The following is a 2,726-nucleotide window of genomic DNA, read 5'->3' as shown; positions in this document are numbered from 1 at the left end:
AGTGCGTCGGGGCGCACCCCGTAGGACTGGACGAGCCGGTAAAGGGCTGTTTCCAGGGCGAAGAGGGCGGGCTGGGTGTACGTGGTGTGGTGCAGCAGGTCGGCTTCGGGGGTGCCGGGTTCGGCGAACATCACCGTCAGCAAAGGCACCGGGAGATGCGGGTCCAGTGCCGTGCATGTCTCGTCGAGTGCGTCGCGGAAGACGGGGTGGGTGGTGTAGAGGTCGTGTCCCATCCCCGCGTACTGGGAGCCCTGGCCGGTGAAGATCACGGCGAGCTTCCCCGCCCGGTACCGCCCCGTCACTGCCTGCGGGGTGGGGGTTCCGGCGGCGACAGCGGCCAGCGCGTCCATCAACTGCCCGCGCCCGGTCCCGAAGACGACGGCACGGTGGTCGAGAGTCGCACGCGTCCCCGTAAGAGCATCCGCGACCGCCGGAAGATCAACGTCAGGCTGCTCCTCCAGCCACGCGTGCAACCGCGAAGCCTGGGCACGCAGCGCATCGGATGTGTGACCAGACACCGGCCACACCACCACACCGGACCCCGTCCCCCCGGTCTCGGGCTCGACGGGTTCAACGGTCGGGGCCTGCTCAAGAACCACGTGCGCGTTCGTGCCACTCAGCCCGAAGGAAGAGATCGCAGCCCGGAGCGGCCGTTCAGGGTGCGACCACTCCTGCGGCTCCGTCAGCAGACGGACGGTTCCGCTCGACCAGTCGATGTGAGATGACGGCTCGTCCACGTGCAGCGTCTGCGGGAGTACGCCCTCCCGCATCGCCATGACCATCTTGATGATGCCCGCGACACCAGCAGCTGCCTGCGTGTGCCCGATGTTCGACTTCAGCGAGCCCAGCCACAGCGGAGCGTCCTCCGACCGGCCCTCACCGTACGTCGCCAGCAGCGCCTGTGCTTCGATCGGGTCACCGAGGGCAGTGCCGGTGCCGTGTGCTTCGACCGCGTCGATGTCGGCGGGCGTGAGCCCGGCGTTCGTGAGCGCCTGACGGATGACGCGCTGCTGCGAGGGGCCGTTGGGTGCGGTGAGGCCGTTGGACGCGCCGTCCTGGTTGACCGCCGAGCCCCGCAGGACGGCAAGCACCTGGTGCCCGTTGCGTTGGGCGTCCGACAGACGCTCCACCAACAGCAGTCCGACACCCTCGGCCCAGCCGGTGCCGTCCGCACCGGCCGCGAACGGCTTGCACCGGCCGTCCGGCGCCAGCCCGCGCTGCCGGCTGAACTCCACGAACGTGCCGGGAGTGGCCATCACCGTCACACCGCCCGCGAGCGCGAGCGTGCACTCACCCTGCCGCAGCGCGTGCGCGGCCAGGTGCAGCGAGACCAGTGAAGACGAGCACGCCGTGTCGACAGTGATGGCGGGGCCTTCGAGCCCGAACGCGTACGACACCCGGCCGGAGGCGATGCTGCCGGCGCTGCCGTTCCCGACATGTCCCTCGAAGCCGGCCGGGACCTGATGCATCAGGCGGGAGGAGTAGTCGTTGTACATCACGCCCGTGAACACACCGGTACGGCTGCCGTGCAGCGACTGCGGGTTGATCCCCGCCCGCTCGAAGGCCTCCCACGCCGTCTCCAGCAAGAGCCGCTGCTGCGGGTCCGTCGCCAGCGTCTCCCGCGGACTCATGTGGAACAGGTCAGGATCGAAGTCCGCGGCGTGGTCAAGGAATCCGCCCTCGCACACGTACGACGTGCCGGGGTGATCCGGGTCCGGATGGTAGAGGGACTCGATGTCCCACCCGCGGTCGGTGGGGAAGCCACCGACCGCGTCACGTCCGTCCGCGACGAGCCGCCAAAGGTCCTCTGGCGAGCGCACTCCACCCGGGAAGCGGCACGCCATCCCGACGATCGCGATCGGCTCGTGCTCCTGGGACTCGGCGTCGTGCAGCCTCTGCCGGGTCTGGTGCAACTCGGCAATGACGCGCGTGAGGTAATCCCGAAGCTTGCCTTCGTCCGCCATTTGTACTGCTCCCATTGCCTTACCCGAATGGATTGCTGACCTTGACCGCGTCCCGGAGAGCCGATTGGGCTCAGAGTCCGAGATCCTTGTCCACGAAGCTAAAGAGCTCCTCATTGCTGGCTTCGCGGAGCGAATCGAGTACGTCCTCGCTGCTTTCGCGCGACCGTGCGCCGGACACCGAGAGGGTCGACAGGAGCGCTTCGAGACGTTCCACGATGGCGACGCGTTCCGAGTCGTCCGCCGGCCTGACGGAAAGTGCGGCGTCGAGACGGTTGAGGTCGTCGACGGTGACCAGCCCTCCGGCAGAAGCGCTTCGGGCCGTGATCCGCGATCGGAGGTACTCGGCGAGTGCGAGCGGGGTGGGGTAGTCGAAAACGAGAGTCGCCGGAAGCGGCTGCTCGACAAGTGCTCCCAAACGGTTGCGCAGTTGTACGGCCGTGAGGGAGTCGAACCCCAACTCCGAGAACGGACGGCTGTGTTCGATGCCGTACCCGTTGGCGTGCCCGAGGACATCCGCCACCTCGCCGGTCACCAGCGCGAGCATTCGCTCGGCACGCTTTCCGTCGTCCAGGCCGGCAAGCTCGGCGAGCAGACGGGAAGGCTGCTGCGCCGCTACTGCCGCTGTGGTGCGTCGTGTCCGGACGAGGCTGCGGAAGAGCGCGGGTGTGTTTGTTGTGTCGAGTCGGGTGGTGTTGATGGCTATGGGGATGTGGTGGGGGTGGGTGGTTGCGGTGTCGAGGAGGGTGAGGGCTTGTTGGGTGG

2 protein-coding genes are annotated in these 2,726 nt (G+C 68.2%); both read right to left on the bottom strand.

Annotation, left to right across the window (positions count from 1 at the left end; translation table 11 throughout):
• Positions 1-1,964, bottom strand: a 1,964-nt coding sequence (locus tag ACFWHU_RS38525; RefSeq protein ID WP_387231012.1) for a type I polyketide synthase, incomplete at its 3' end; no start/stop codon positions are given.
• 70 nt (positions 1,965-2,034) lie between these two features.
• Positions 2,035-2,726, bottom strand: a 692-nt coding sequence (locus ACFWHU_RS38520) for a phosphopantetheine-binding protein (RefSeq protein ID WP_387231011.1), incomplete at its 5' end; no start/stop codon positions are given.

The sequence above is a fragment of the Streptomyces sp. NPDC060366 genome, assembly GCF_042725135.1.
GTDB lineage: Bacteria > Actinomycetota > Actinomycetes > Streptomycetales > Streptomycetaceae > Streptomyces.
The sequence above is the reverse complement of the archived record's forward strand: the minus strand, read 5'-3'. Positions and strand labels throughout refer to the sequence as shown.